Raw genomic sequence first — 13583 nt, 5'->3', positions numbered from 1 at the left:
AACAAATACAATGAGTATGAATAAGATTATTAGGAAAGCAGGATTAGCTGCTTCGGCGTTATCACTCCTGTTAATTTCGGGATGTACGAAGAATTTCGAAGAAATAAATACAAACCCGGACGCACTGCCATACAGCCCGCCCACAAATACTTTGGTTAATGTACTCCGCAATACCGGAGAACAGTTTGGTGGGGATGTTGATGGTTATGGTACCTTCGCAGGCTATATTGTTAAGATTCAATATATGGACTTTATGTCAGGATTGGTGCCTACAAATAACACTTATGGCAATCGTTGGTATGCGTGTTATTATAATAATACGCAGCTAAAAGATATGCTTGAGTATACCGAAACGACTGCCGCAGGCTATAAAAATGTTCGCCTTATTGCACGAATCTGGCAAAATTATATGTGGTCCTATTTAACAGATGGATGGAGAAATGTACCATTCACAGAGGCTTTTCAAGGTACTGAAGCTCAAGGCGGTGTTTTAAGAGCAAAATATGATAAGCAGGAGGATATTTATCCAGCAATATTAAAAAGTTTAAAAGAGATTGCTGATGAAATGGCGGAAGGCTATGGAGACGATGCACTGGGAAAAGCTGATGCAATTTATTATATGGGCGACGATCAAGAATCTTTGTCAGCAGAGATGCTGAAGTGGCGGAAGTTTTGTAATTCCTTGAGACTCCGTTTAGCGTTACGCATTTCTGGGGTTGCATCGGATTTAGCAAAATCAACTATAGAAGAAATTGCAGGGAATAAAGGGAAATATCCAGTCTTGGAGGACAATAGTGAAAATTGTGCTTTGACTTATCCTGGAGCTCCACCATATTATGAACCATGGTATAATTCCGGGATGATAGGGAATAGAAGAAATAATTGGGCGCTTTCTGATATTTTTATAGATCATTTAATCGATACTAAGGATCCTCGTATTGCTACGGTTGCTTTAAAAGCAAATGACGGAGAATATCGCGGCTATCCTAATGGAGCAAAGCAAGGTCCTTCGAGCCTAACATCGGTTTCTTGGATAGGTGATCGCTATATAACCAATGCAGCTGGTGCAACACCATTTTTTAAATCTTGTGAAACTTACTATATTTTGGCTGAGGCAGCAATGCTAGGGTATAATGTGGGGATATCTGCACAGACAGCCTATGAAAAAGCAGTAAATCTATCCATGGAAGATAATGGTATTTCTACGGAAGCTACAAATGCATATTTAGAGGGGGCGGGGCGATGGAATAATACAAAAGAACGTATTTGGTGGGATATGTGGGTAGCGCTGTTTAAGGAAAATTTTGAAGCATGGAGTTTATACCGCAGAACTGGAGTTCCTACAACAAATTATCCTTCGTTGAATTCTATTTTTGGGAAGAAGCACAATGATCAACCATGGCGATTACCGTACCCAAATAACGAATATTTATACAACAAAGCGAATACTGATGCCGCGGCGGCCCAAGTAATTGACAATGTCTGGGGTGAACAGATGTGGTGGGATAAACGGACAGGAAAATTTTAATTTCATATGTTTATTATTACCCAGCGAGGCAACTTCGGTTGTCTCGCTATTTTTTTTCATAAATTTTTATCCTGTCTTAAAGAATTAATCATTGCTTCTATAGATTTTTTTAAGTCGAATGCATCTACAAACCCAAGTGATCGTAATTTTCGACTAACTGTATTTCTACCATACGGTTGTCTAGGTACTTGTTGGAGAATCCCCTTCTTAGATTCTAGTCCGATAAGGTCGTGCAATTTCATATTTCCATTTGCATTTTCTGTCTTGTATAAACAGTTTTATTTGAACGCTTCAATTAAATTTCCCTTTGATTTGGAGCGGCAACAAATTGGGACCAAAAGGTGACCAAATTGTACCTTTTGACACTACTCGTTCAGTGCTTGCTCAGTGATTCGTCAGTCAGAACTGAATAATCAGTGACCGATAACTGTCTAAATATTGATTGAAAATTGTGATTAGCTATAATTTGGTAATGCTTTTGTATTTATTTTTGCAGCTAGCTAAATTATGATCAGCAAGTGATTGCGTCAACGATTAAAAAGGCGGTATTCATTATCAAACCAAGTATGCGATCCCGCCTGCTGTTCTCATAGCCTGTGAGGAAGCGATAACAAGCTCATCTAAATAATGGTGGGATTGATTGAGGGGAGTATAGTGTCCGCAAAAAGTAGATCTACAAATAGCATTGGACAAAAAAATAGGCATAAAAAAAGGTTTTCAAACGGGGAGAATGAAAACCTTAAATAACCAATTATAAACCTAAATTATGATAGTACAAAGATAGTGTGTTTAATACACTTTGTCAAGAATTATTTCAAAAAAATTAAATCTTTTTGAAAACTATACTCGAATTGTGTCCTCCAAACCCAAATGCATTGCTCATTGCTGCAGTCACGGTTTTTTCCAGTGGCTGATTGATCACAATATTTACCCCTTCCGGAATCTCCGGATCTATATTTTCGATGTTTATCGTTGCGGGGATAACATTGTTGTTGATAGATTTTACGGCAATGATTGCTTCGATAGCCCCCGCCGCACCAAGTAAGTGTCCTGTCATTGACTTGGTAGAACTGACCCATAAATTGTTGGAGTTGCCAAAAGCGCGTTGCATCGCTTTTAGTTCAGCGATATCTCCAACCGGAGTTGAAGTAGCGTGGAGATTTAAATAGTCGAGCTCGCTGATGTTAATTTTGGCTTCCTCCAACGCTAGAGACATAGCTTTTGCAGCAGCTATTCCTTCGGGGTGGGGAGAAGTCATATGGTAAGCGTCCGCAGTCATTGAAGCTCCTACAAGTTCTGCATAAATTTTTGCGCCTCTTTGCTTTGCATGTTCGTACTCTTCGAGGATAAGCGCACCGGCACCTTCTCCCATGACAAAGCCGTCGCGATCGCGGTCAAATGGTCTGCTTGCAGTCTGTGGGCTATCATGCCGGCTCGACATGGCCTTCATGGCAGAAAAGCCTCCAACGGAAGCGGGTGTGATGGGAGCCTCGGAGCCGCCACTGATAAAAACTTTTGCTTTCCCTAATCGAATGTAATTGAAGGCATCCATAAAAGCAGTATTGGATGTTGCGCAGGCCGATACTGTTGTGTAGTTGATTCCTTTTAAACCATATTTCATCGATATCATTCCAGAAGCCATATTCACGATGAGGCGCGGAACGAAAAATGGACTGAATCGCGGTTTGTAATCTCCCGTTACGTAACCTTCTACCTCTTTTTCGAAAGTTTCCATTCCACCCTGACCAACACCCCAAATGACACCGATTTCAAAGGGATCCATGCTTTCAGGTACTAGTCCCGAATCTTCTAGTGCTTGAGCTGCACTGTATAACGCATATTGCGTGAAAAGATCACTCCTTTTGATTTCATTTCTATCTAAGTATTTTTCGGGTTGAAATTGCTTAATTTCACTTGCAATCTGTGTTCGAAATAGGGATGCATCAAAACGGCTAATCGCTGCTGTGCGGTTTTCACCGCGCAAAATGTTATTCCAGAATGTATCAATGTTTTCTCCCAGCGGATTTATGGTTCCCATGCCGGTAACTACAACTCTTTTCATCTCTTTTTATTTTAATATTTTTGTAATAATATACCGATTGGTATTTGAATTTTTAAAAAAACTAACTTTTGATTTCCCGGTTGACCATTTCTCTCATTTTTTCTAAGACAATCGCTAAATCTTTTCCTCTTCCGGTAATTTTTGAAAGCAAAATTCCGCCCTCGATCATCGCCATAAACGTAATGGCGTAATCCTCAGCAGAAACATCTTGCTTAAATTCTCCATTTTTTATTCCTTCCTCCAGAATCAAGATTAAACGCTGGCGCCAAAGGTCAAATGAACGCTTCACTTTTGGCGTTAAAAAAGGCAGTGAATCATCTGCTTCAACAGCAGCGTTCATCATTGGACATCCGCCAGAAGCTGCGATAGCTTTAAAATTCTCTTTGTAGAAATCAAAAAAAGACAAAAGCTTCTTTAACGCTGTTTTCTGCTGAATAATCTGCTGATGAACCGCATCGGAAATGTTTTTGCTCTGATAAGTATAAACATGTATGGCCAGATCGTCTTTGTCCTTAAAATTACCATAAATACTTCCTTTTGTTAAGCCTGTCGCTGTTGTGATATCTGATAGGGAAGTCGCAAAGTAACCTTTTTTATTAAAGATGGGCGCAGTTTTCTCAATGATAAATTGCCGTGTGTGTTCTGCTTTCGACATGATGAATTCTATTCTTTGCGTGCAAAGATAGAAAATACTTATCGGTATATTACTAATTTCTTAGCATTAATTCGATAGGGCAGCCTTATTTCTTTTCCATAATGCGATACGTACAGCGTGGAGCGTTATCTATTATATATTCCGTTCTGCTGATGACATAGGCCGGACCGACCAGTTGTTGAAAATTCGTTAGTTCTGAACGACAAAAACCCTGGCACTCAGTTGCTGCTGCACATATCGGGCAATGATTTTCAATGAGAAGATAATGGTCACGTTCTTTTCTCCACTCGGCCATATAGCCTTCTTCAGTCCGTTTAGCGGCTATAACCTCAAGTTTTTTTTCAATCGATTCGATATCCCATACTGCCTCGGCATATTTTTGATATACCTTAGACTCCCGGTCACTAATAAGTAGATTTAACGCATTCTCGCCAAGCACATGTTTAATCGATTGTAACAATTGTACCGTGATATCAGCGTGACTATCTGGAAATCTTGCCATACCCTGCGAAGACAGACTGTAGTAAGTCGAAGGACGGCCTATGCCTTCGCTTCGGCTATTCGATACGATCAGGTTCTGATTCGCGAGGTTCAATAAATGTTTACGCGCACCTTCTTTTGTTATCGCCAATTCTGTTGCAATCAAAGCTGCTGTGGCTTCTCGTCGCATTTTCAATAACATTAATATTCGATCAGCTGGATTTTTCTGCATTTGACAATGAAAAAGTAGTTTTATAAACACTCAGCAAAGGTAGTGTTTTTATTTTTGTTCTAAAATAGGTGTCAAGGGAAGGTTTAGTGTTTTTATTTAATTTTATGATTTTTAATAAAACAACTATTTAGTTGTTTTATTAAGATGAATTCTTTAGTTTTGACTTATCATAAAAACAATAAAACTATGCACAAATTTCAATTACCCCAGTTACCATATGACTATGCAGCGCTTGAGCCTTATTTTGATCGTGAGACCATGACGATTCATCATCAAAAGCATCATCAAGCTTATGTCGACAATCTCAATAAGGCATTAGAAGAAAGGGAAAGCGAAGCCGGCGAATTATCGGATATTTTGGTAAAGGTCAGCGACTACGGTTCAGTGATCCGCAATAATGCTGGCGGTCATTTTAACCACACGTTATTTTGGGAAATTTTATCGCCCAATCCACAAACGGTACCCACAGGAAAATTAGCGGACGAAATAAACTTAGCCTTCGGTTCTTTGGATCAACTCAAGGCCCAGATAAAAAATGCAGGACTTGGGCAATTTGGTTCGGGCTGGTCTTGGCTCTATGTGAAGCACTCTGGTGCTTTGGATGTAGCAGCTACTTCAAATCAGGATAATCCGTTGATGGATACCCAATTGATCAGTAGAGGTTTCCCCATTTTGGGGGTCGATGTCTGGGAGCATGCTTACTATTTGAAATATCAGAATAAAAGGGCTGACTATTTGGATGCATTTTGGTCACTTTTGGATTGGTCTGTTGTGGAAAAAAAATATGAGGCAGTAATCGCTAGTGTGGTGTAAAGAAAACATGTTTGTAAATAAAGTTGAAAACACGGGCATATTGGCCTTAAATCTGATCGATTTTAAGACCAATCTGACGATCGAAAGCTTTGATATCAAAGTATTGCTTTATCAAGAGGCGATCGTCAGAGAAAAGGAATTTAAAGAAGCTTTAGCCGTAGTGGATTGGTCCGTTTTTGCGAATAAAGCAGTTGCTATCAGCTGTTCTGTTGATGCAATTATCCCGCCTTGGGTCTACATGACCCTGGCTGAGAAACTTCAACCGATTGCAGCTTATTACGATTTTAGGGATGTAGAGGCACTGGCCATAGACCTATGGAGGCAAACTTTGCGATCGATGGATTTATCGCATTTTCGGAACCAAAAAGTTGTTGTACGAGCCCGTCCAGATATCCCGGCATCACTTTATATGTTAGCAACAGAACGTTTGGTCCCGATTGTACAAACATTGATGTATGGTGAAGTGGGCATGCCTAAAGTTATTTTTAAAAAAAGTAAAGTATAATGAAAGCTTTAATATTTAATGGCGCCTTGGAAAGAAGGCAAGAATCTACATCGGGAAAACTGTCGAATTATTTTTCCGAAAAGTTGAACCAGATAGGCATCGACAACACGATCTTCAATCTAGCTGACAGCGGAATACCTTTATTTGATCAGAGTCTCAACCGCGTGCCTAATGCAGTAAAGATTATGAATAACTTATTTCTTGAGGCAGATGTGCATTTTTGGCTGTCTCCTTTATATCACGGAAGTATCCCCGGCGTCATGAAAAACTGTCTGGACTGGTTAGAAGTAAGTGCCCAGAACAAACCTGCTTATCTGACGGACAAACATATTGGACTGGTTTGCTGGGCCGATGGTGTTCATGCACTGCAAGGGATCAACGCTATGGATGCGATCGCAAAATCACTTCGCGCCTGGACATTGCCCTTTAGTGTCCCTGTGATGAAATCGGCGCTTTTTGAGTTTGATAATCCAAATGTGCTGTCTTCGGCGTACCAGTGTAAGCTGGATTTGCTGATCGATATTGCGACAAAAAAGAGCAGCTAATATCGTTTAAAAACGCCTCTCGCGCTATCTGGAGGCGTTTTTTTTAGTTGAAATATTTTGGCCTGTATTTAAATAGATTAGCCTATTCTTGTGTTGGCAATTAATTTCAAAAAAGTAGAAGAATGTCTCTAACAATTCATTGTGGAGATATATCTTTGTTTTTTTGCGATCCGCCATTTGATTATGCGGTTTTCCGGCCTGTATTTTCTGCTGTCGACATTGATGAAGTCTAATAGCATGCTAATAGAAGTAGATTGAAGTCTTGAACCACCATAAGATATTCAGTATTACATATTATAAAACCATTGGCTGAAAAGGCCCGATTTAGTTTAGTTGTTTAAATGATATAATATATTGGATTAATGATGTTTCAGTTGAAAGAGTTAATGAAGATAATGGCCTTTTTTATAGTATACTTTACTATACATGCTGCAGCTGGACAGAGTTTCCTGCCATTGGATGAGAATAAATATCGAGTTGACGCGGAGAAGTTATTGCTATCGAGGTCCAATGATAGTGTGAAGGCAATGCATCATTTTTATTTGGCAGATTACTATCGATTTAGAGATACGGCGAAATTTTGGAATAATATGCGTGAGGGTGAGCGGTTGGCTAGGCCATTCCGGACCTTACAGGCCATGGGCGCATTATATAAAAGCTATTATTATGGGCAATTCCTGGATAGTAAAAACGCGGGCATTGAAGTCCAGAAATGTATCGACCTGCTTGGCAATGCGCAAAAGCCTTTCCAACAAGGGCTATTGGCTAGAGCATGGTACAATCTGGGCTTGATTCGATTTCCTAAAAAGGGATTTGCTGACTTTTTGGATATTCTTAATGGGAAGTGTTTACCGTACGCCAAAGCGCACGATCCTATTATGGAAGGTAGTATAAATACGATGATCGGTATGACTTTTATGTCGTCCAATCAGCTTGCAAAAGCGGATGAATACCATCAGTTAGCGATTAAGCAGCTTGAGCAGCAACCCCCGAGTGCCGCACTTTTAGTGGCTTACCTCAACGCAGTAAGCAATTATTGCTATCAGGTAAGATCCAAAGAAGCAAAAATCTTATTGGACAAAGCCAAGCAGCTATTGGACGAGTATCCAAATTCTTCTCAGCTGCCCAATTACTATTACAACGAGGCTCTTTACTTTACGACAAAGCAGCAAACGGATGAGGCGTTAAGGTTATTGGATATCGGTTTGGATTGGTCGGTCAAGATGAACAATTGGAAATTATTCCAGATGATGCGGTTCAGAAAGTTTAATGTGTATCTCCTGCAGAAGAAGTATGCCGATGCCAAACTGCAGCTGGAGGAAATTGTAAAAAATGGCCTATTGACCCGAGATCTTTATAATAGCAAAATAGTATATAGTCAACTGGCAGCCGTAAATGAGCTGATGGGTAATTATCAGGATGCACTGAAGATGTCCAATACCGCAAATAAGCTATCCGATAGCATTCTGCAGGTCCAACTGCTGGAAAAAATGAATGAGATGGAGACCAAGTATAAGACCGTTGAAAAGGAAAAGGAGATTCTGAATCTGCGCGCAGAAAAGGACCGGAACCAATTTCGAGTTTTTCTAGTTTTGGGTATTGCTATTTTGCTTTTCTTCATTGTGCTATTTACTGCTTTTTTTTACAGAAAGCAGCGGAAGCTCAATACACAGATACGGCTCAACCACGACATAGTATTGGAAAAATTGGAAAAGGAAAAGCAGTTGCAAATTTCGGAATCTATGCTCAAGGGGGAGCAGCAGGAGCGGCAGCGCATTGCTCAGGATCTGCACGACAGCATAGGCGGTATGTTGACAGGGTTAAAATTTAAGATTGCGGGCGACGTAGCGAAGAGTACAATCTTGACGGACGAAATACCGCAGAAGCTGAATGATATTTTGGGCGAAGTAAGGCGGATCTCACATAATCTAATGCCTGCATCGTTGCGTCAGTTTGGGTTGATAGCAGCATTGGAGCAATTGTGTCTGGTAATGAAAAATAGTCATGTTTCCATTCAGTTTGAGAATTACGAACCTGAATTGAATGTCGATTTTCAAAAAGGATTGGCCCTCTATCAAATTGTTCAAGAAGCGATTTCAAATGCACTAAAGTATGCAAATGCAGATACGATTATTGTTCAGGTAAGTAAATCGGAAGAAATATTACATATACTTGTGGAGGATAATGGTAAAGGCTTTGATTCCTCCGTATTAAATTATGGATTGGGATTAAATAATATGGTCAATAGGATTAAATGGATCAACGGATCAATTGACATTCACAGCAAGCTTGGATCCGGAACCCAAATCGAAATTGCTATAACTGTTTAAATTGGCAGAGTCATGAAGATAATTGCGGTGTTAGACGATCATCCCTTACTGTTGGAAGGAGTCGTTTCTTTTCTCAATAATCAGGACGGGTATCGGGTATATCCATTTTTGGAAGAGGTGGCCATGATTGAATTTTTGGATAAAACGAGAGTTGACTTGCTTCTGATGGATATGCAGCTTTCCAACATTAGCGGCGTAGATGTATGTAGGCAGGTCAGGAAGCAATTCCCTTTGGTTCCTATAGTCGCCTTGAGCAATTTAGCCGATGGCAATCTTATTTTTCAGTTTATGCGTGCCGGCGGAAATGGTTATATTTTAAAGGATGTGTCCAACGAGGAATTTTTAGGTTGCGTACAACTGGGGATAGATGGCAAAGAATCAATTTGTGATCGCGCGAAAGAACTATACACCGGCGCAGTTGCCACAATGAAAAGCCTTCCTAGGCTGACACAACGTGAAAAGGAGATTTTGATTTTGATTTCAAATGGACTGACAACGAATCAGATCGCAGAAAAGTTATTTTTAAGCCCAGTTACTGTAGAAACGCATCGGCGTAATCTACTGACTAAATTCAAAGTCAAAAATATGATTAAACTTGTACAGTTTGCAATGAAGCATAAGTTATTGGACCTTTAATCGAGGGCGCATCTTAGTGTTCGCCGTAACCTACATTATCTAGCTTACCTTTGAATACTCTAAATTGGATAATGAAATAGGCTATTACTAAAATGGCAGCAACTATAAACCAGCCTAAACCTACAGAGAGACCATATTCGTGTGCAGCAGTATTTTGAATCGTCAAGGACGGATTTACGTCATTCGTTGATGGTAATAATATGGGAAACATGGAAGCCACAGTTGTGGCAAAGCTCCCGAGTATAAATAGGGATGAAAACAAGAAGCCCATACCGTCTTTCTTAAAGCTCCTGATCCAGAACTGTCCAAGCAATCCAGCCGCTGCAATTAGGGGAAATAACCATAGCCAATAATGATTTTGAAAATTGCTTAAAGAGATGGGTTTTACGTAATGCCATACATAGGCTGATAGTATAACGAGAATAAGCAAGACAACGTTGAGTTTAAAAACAATACTTTTTAATCTATCGTTTAAGGTGCTGGAGGTTTTGAGGATAATCCAGCCTGCTCCATGAATCGCCAATGTAACGACAGCGACTAAACCCAATATAACGGTAAACCAGTCAATAATGCCTTGATGCTGGGCTAAGGGGTCAAAGGTCGGGTTCCAAAGTGCAAGGAAAAAATAATGTGGCTCCTGTGTTGATACACCATTTTCGACCATACCAAGATTGACTCCACGAACGACGTTTCCAAGGGCCGCGCCAAAGAAAAGCGCAAGCAATAAACTTGCTAGTCCGAAGGCTTTGTCCCACAAAGCTTCCCAAAGGCGATGGTGTATCTGACCTCTCAATTCGAGGCTTATTGCCCTAAAAATAAGTAGCCATAACACAAGCATTAGCGGTAGGTAAAATCCACTGAAAGAGGAAGCGTAAAGCGTAGGGAAAGCAAAAAACAAGACACCTCCGGAAGCAATAAGCCACACTTCATTGGCATCCCAAAATGGTCCAATGGAATTCGTTACAGCTTTTTTCTCCTGTTCCGTCTTAGCGAAAAATAGATGGACAATTCCTGCTCCAAAATCGTACCCATCGAGTACAATATAGATTCCCAACATACAAGTTAATACGATAAACCAAAATATTTCCATAGCTAATTAGGTTAATGCAGGGTAAGTTTCGGGACCTTTTTTAATGATTTTGAGGACTAACATCAGAAATAGTAAACCCAAAAGAATGTAAAGACCAACGAATCCCAGAAAGGTGAATAAGGTGTTTCCAGAAGAGACTGTAGGGGATACACCGTCTACCATTCGCATGAGATTATACACAAGCCAAGGTTGTCTTCCAAGCTCGGTCGTGTACCAGCCTGCCGTATTGGCGATATAGGGAAAAGGGATCATAAACATGATAATCCATAATAACCATTTTGTTTGGTATAATCTGTTTCTCCAAAGCAGTAGCACTGCGAGCACCATGACTCCAATGAATATGGTACCAAGACCTACCATGATGTGATAACTATAATAAAGTCCAGGCACGTTCGTTGGGTGTAACGATTGGTCGAATTCATTTAATCCCTTAATTTCTGCATCCCAGCGTTGATAGGTAAGAAAACTGAGGACATTCGGTACGGCTATTTTATTATCCAATTTTTTATTTTCCATGTCCGGTTGACCGATCAGAACAATCTCTGATCCGCCTTTTTCTGTTTTGAAAATTCCTTCCATCCCAGCAAAGGCAGCGGGTTGGTATTTTACCACATTTTTTGCGGCCAAATCTCCTGTAGGAAAGGCAAGCATCACCGAAGAGATCGCACCAAAGATGACCCCGCTTTTAACGAATATCTTACCAAATTTGCTATGCCTGTCACTGAGCAGATAAAATGCGCCAATAGAAGCAACAAAAAAGGAACTTGTAACCAAAGATGCGGCTTGATTGTGAAGATAGGAGGGCCAGAGCCATGGATTACTGAATAATGCGCTAAAATTATTCAGTACAAATTTGCCGTTTTCAAGAATCTCATAGCCCACCGGATGTTGCATCCAAGAATGTGTGGCTATAATCAGGAAGCCACTGGCCCACGATCCAATAAAGACCATCAGTCCTGATAGAAAATGGAGCTTATGGCCGAGCAACTTTTCTCCAAAAAGGAACATTCCTAGAAACGAAGATTCTAGGAAAAAGGAGAACATGCCCTCCATAGCTAGGGTCTGTCCAATAATCCCACCGGTAAGTTCCGAAAACTTAGCCCAGTTTGTGCCAAACTGAAACTCCATGGGGATGCCGGTGACAACGCCCATGGTAAAATTAAGGGCAAAGATTTTCATCCAAAATTTTGAAGCGTGGTTGTAATCTTCGTTTTGAGTCTGCAGAAATTTCCATTTAAAGTACACGATCATCAGCGATAAACCCATGGTCAATTGGGGGAAAAGATAATGAAATGTAATAGTAAATGCGAACTGAAGCCGATTGTAGAGAATCATATCTTCCATGGATCCGAAGTTTTGGTTAAAAGACAGCTAAATATAGCCATTTTATTTCCCGATTTAGCTTGGAGCCAATTTATTTTTTGCTAAAAATTGCTCATTTTTATCATTTTCTGAGCTAGTTGTAAAATAGTAGAACGATAATCCCTCATGACTCACCATAATCCCTTATTTATCTTATCTTCGTCCGATTTAATGATGGCTAGAAAGGGAGAGAAGAACATAAAGGGAAATGAAGAAAATAATCATTTTGATGGGTGTTTTATTAATACCTGTACTTTTAATTGTCGTAAATAATATCGTTCGGGGAAGAACTGCTAAAGATAATATTGTATTTAGGAGCAAATTATCGGATTACAATCTGTTCAAAGGTAAATTGGCTGATCTTGTGCCAAACGACCAAGGGATTTCCTATGAATTAGCATCTGCCTTATTCACAGACTATGCTGATAAAAAGCGTGCAATCTTTCTTCCCCAAGGGGAAAAAATGAGTGCATCGGACGATGGACTACCCGAATTCCCCAATGGTACTATCATAGCTAAAACTTTTTTCTATTCGGCAGCAAATGTGGTAAAAGGGGCTAAATTACAGCTGCTTGAGACTAGGCTTCTCATCAATAAAGATGGGCAATGGAATGCGGCTACCTATCAATGGAATGCAGCTCAAGATGAAGCTTTTCTACTCATGGACAGCGCTTCCGTTCATGTTTCGTTTCTAGACAGCAAAGGTGTCGAAAGACATACGAATTATATCATTCCTTCGCGGGAGGATTGTATCGCATGCCACCGTCAAGGAAATCATATGCTTCCAATAGGTCCCAAAATAAGAAATATGAACCGTATTGTCCATGTCAATAAAGAACCTCTCCAGCAATTGTTATATTTGAGGGATCGGGGTATGCTTGATTTAAAATCGTTGAGTGATTTTAGCGCCCTGCCAAGTTATGATGATGTGACCCGGTCGACACCTGTGCGAGCACGTGCTTATTTGGATCTTAATTGCGCCCATTGTCATAATCCTAAAGGTACCGCTTATATGACTATGCTGGATCTCCGTTACGAAAGCCCCTTGAATGAAACTGGAATTTTGTTGAAACAGGCCAAGATGATTGGAAGAATGTCTACATTAGGAGAGATGCATATGCCTCAAAAAGGAACCACAATATTGCATGATGATGGAATATCGTTGATCAAAACCTATTTGAAATCTTTAAAATAAAAGGTCTTTTAAAGATGAAGTTGTTAGCATCGACTGACGATCGCCACAGAAAAACAAAGAAGCTGTCTCAAATTTATTGAGGCAGCTTTTTTATTAAATATGGCTATGCGATAGATTTGTGAGTTGTTTGTTGATTATTTCACAGAACTG

12 protein-coding genes are annotated in these 13583 nt (G+C 40.0%); 7 read left to right on the top strand and 5 right to left on the bottom strand.

The genetic code is table 11. The annotated features are described in order from the left end of the window. The first annotated feature begins 16 nt into the window (after positions 1-16). Positions 17-1528, top strand: coding sequence for a SusD/RagB family nutrient-binding outer membrane lipoprotein (locus J2X77_RS18555; RefSeq protein ID WP_209575828.1), 1512 nt, complete (start codon positions 17-19; stop codon positions 1526-1528). Between the two features lie 823 nt (positions 1529-2351). Here the strand turns inward: J2X77_RS18555 and fabF are convergent. From fabF to J2X77_RS18540, 3 genes are all read right to left on the bottom strand, one after another. After that, positions 2352-3590, bottom strand: a complete 1239-nt coding sequence (fabF, locus tag J2X77_RS18550; protein ID WP_310081951.1) for a beta-ketoacyl-ACP synthase II — start codon at positions 3588-3590, stop codon at positions 2352-2354. A gap of 61 nt (positions 3591-3651) precedes the next feature. Continuing rightward, the gene (locus J2X77_RS18545) at positions 3652-4245 is read right to left on the bottom strand and encodes a TetR/AcrR family transcriptional regulator (RefSeq protein WP_209575824.1); all 594 of its coding nucleotides are present in this window, start codon (positions 4243-4245) and stop codon (positions 3652-3654) included. Positions 4246-4330: 85 nt separating this feature from the next. Beyond that, entirely contained in the window at positions 4331-4915 is a 585-nt protein-coding gene (locus J2X77_RS18540; protein ID WP_310081948.1) for a MarR family transcriptional regulator, read from the bottom strand. Between the two features lie 228 nt (positions 4916-5143). Between J2X77_RS18540 and J2X77_RS18535 the strand changes: the two genes are divergently transcribed. The 5 genes from J2X77_RS18535 (at position 5144) to J2X77_RS18515 (ending at position 9786) form a co-directional block, all read left to right on the top strand. Then, on the top strand, positions 5144-5770 hold the full coding sequence (locus J2X77_RS18535) for a superoxide dismutase (protein WP_209575820.1): 627 nt from the start codon (positions 5144-5146) through the stop codon (positions 5768-5770). Between the two features lie 7 nt (positions 5771-5777). After that, a complete protein-coding gene (locus J2X77_RS18530; protein WP_310081945.1) occupies positions 5778-6275 on the top strand; it encodes a DUF2480 family protein in 498 nt (165 codons plus the stop codon). Continuing rightward, on the top strand, positions 6275-6820 hold the full coding sequence (locus J2X77_RS18525; RefSeq protein WP_209575816.1) for an NADPH-dependent FMN reductase: 546 nt from the start codon (positions 6275-6277) through the stop codon (positions 6818-6820). The genes J2X77_RS18530 and J2X77_RS18525 overlap by 1 nt, the downstream gene beginning before the upstream one ends. A 362-nt stretch (positions 6821-7182) precedes the next feature. Further along, positions 7183-9150: a sensor histidine kinase gene (locus tag J2X77_RS18520; protein WP_310081942.1), complete on the top strand. Its 1968-nt coding sequence runs from the start codon at positions 7183-7185 to the stop codon at positions 9148-9150. A 12-nt stretch (positions 9151-9162) separates the two neighbouring features. Further along, the gene (locus J2X77_RS18515) at positions 9163-9786 is read left to right on the top strand and encodes a response regulator transcription factor (protein ID WP_209575812.1); all 624 of its coding nucleotides are present in this window, start codon (positions 9163-9165) and stop codon (positions 9784-9786) included. Between the two features lie 13 nt (positions 9787-9799). On the opposite strand, the gene cydB is transcribed toward J2X77_RS18515, so the two are convergent. Next, a complete protein-coding gene (gene cydB / locus J2X77_RS18510; RefSeq protein ID WP_310081940.1) occupies positions 9800-10876 on the bottom strand; it encodes a cytochrome d ubiquinol oxidase subunit II in 1077 nt (358 codons plus the stop codon). Positions 10877-10882: 6 nt separating this feature from the next. After that, positions 10883-12220, bottom strand: coding sequence for a cytochrome ubiquinol oxidase subunit I (locus J2X77_RS18505; protein WP_310081938.1), 1338 nt, complete (start codon positions 12218-12220; stop codon positions 10883-10885). Positions 12221-12446: 226 nt separating this feature from the next. On the opposite strand from J2X77_RS18505, the gene J2X77_RS18500 reads away from it, so the two are divergent. Further along, complete coding sequence (locus J2X77_RS18500) at positions 12447-13433, top strand: hypothetical protein (protein ID WP_209575806.1); 987 nt, start codon at positions 12447-12449, stop codon at positions 13431-13433. Positions 13434-13583 lie beyond the last annotated feature (150 nt).

This window comes from Sphingobacterium sp. 2149, assembly GCF_031455655.1.
In the GTDB taxonomy this organism is placed as follows: Bacteria; Bacteroidota; Bacteroidia; order Sphingobacteriales; family Sphingobacteriaceae; genus Sphingobacterium.
The sequence above is the reverse complement of the archived record's forward strand: the minus strand, read 5'-3'. Positions and strand labels throughout refer to the sequence as shown.

Bases quoted from the DNA above. Each gene is read 5' to 3' on its own strand.
- J2X77_RS18520 (WP_310081942.1), top strand. From the start codon at position 7,183: ATGATGTTTCAGTTGAAAGAGTTAATGAAGATAATGGCCTTTTTTATA.
- J2X77_RS18545 (WP_209575824.1), bottom strand. From the start codon at position 4,245: ATGTCGAAAGCAGAACACACACGGCAATTTATCATTGAGAAAACTGCG.
- J2X77_RS18500 (WP_209575806.1), top strand. From the start codon at position 12,447: ATGAAGAAAATAATCATTTTGATGGGTGTTTTATTAATACCTGTACTT.
- J2X77_RS18505 (WP_310081938.1), bottom strand. From the start codon at position 12,220: ATGGAAGATATGATTCTCTACAATCGGCTTCAGTTCGCATTTACTATT.
- J2X77_RS18555 (WP_209575828.1), top strand. From the start codon at position 17: ATGAATAAGATTATTAGGAAAGCAGGATTAGCTGCTTCGGCGTTATCA.
- J2X77_RS18530 (WP_310081945.1), top strand. From the start codon at position 5,778: ATGTTTGTAAATAAAGTTGAAAACACGGGCATATTGGCCTTAAATCTG.
- fabF (WP_310081951.1), bottom strand. From the start codon at position 3,590: ATGAAAAGAGTTGTAGTTACCGGCATGGGAACCATAAATCCGCTGGGA.
- cydB (WP_310081940.1), bottom strand. From the start codon at position 10,876: ATGGAAATATTTTGGTTTATCGTATTAACTTGTATGTTGGGAATCTAT.
- J2X77_RS18535 (WP_209575820.1), top strand. From the start codon at position 5,144: ATGCACAAATTTCAATTACCCCAGTTACCATATGACTATGCAGCGCTT.
- J2X77_RS18525 (WP_209575816.1), top strand. From the start codon at position 6,275: ATGAAAGCTTTAATATTTAATGGCGCCTTGGAAAGAAGGCAAGAATCT.
- J2X77_RS18515 (WP_209575812.1), top strand. From the start codon at position 9,163: ATGAAGATAATTGCGGTGTTAGACGATCATCCCTTACTGTTGGAAGGA.
- J2X77_RS18540 (WP_310081948.1), bottom strand. From the start codon at position 4,915: ATGCGACGAGAAGCCACAGCAGCTTTGATTGCAACAGAATTGGCGATA.